Source organism: Pauljensenia sp. UMB3104, from assembly GCF_030217285.1.
Lineage (GTDB): Bacteria > Actinomycetota > Actinomycetes > Actinomycetales > Actinomycetaceae > Pauljensenia.
Genome location: NZ_JASONN010000166.1, coordinates 1 through 315 on the forward strand (window position 1 = coordinate 1; position 315 = coordinate 315).

Sequence of the window (315 nt, forward strand, 5' to 3'; positions counted from 1 at the left end):
TCCCGAGCTCACTGCATGGCGGGTAGCGGGCTTCAAATCGGCCTCAAAGATTCGAATTAAACCCTTGTTACTCTCGAAGGAGGGGTTTGTTGATGATAAGGATGCTGCGAGGCTTGGCATCGAACCAACACCAGACGAGGTGCGTAAAGCAGTTGACGATCCCGGCTGGGTGACTGCCATAAACGTATTGCTCCAGGCAGGTGGTGTTCGAGTGATTCGGCGAAACTGCCTGGGTGAGGAGCGTTGGCGCTCATCAGCATCGTTGCCCGTATCGATGATGCTGGAGTGATGTCGGATGGCAGAGCAGTGGCGTGT

General features: G+C 55.2%; 1 protein-coding gene. It reads left to right on the top strand.

All coding sequences use genetic code 11. From position 1 onward, the window contains the following. Positions 1-289 (top strand): hypothetical protein (locus QP415_RS11205; RefSeq protein WP_285100113.1); only part of this gene is annotated, 289 nt, incomplete at its 5' end. Between the last annotated feature and the right edge of the window lie 26 nt (positions 290-315).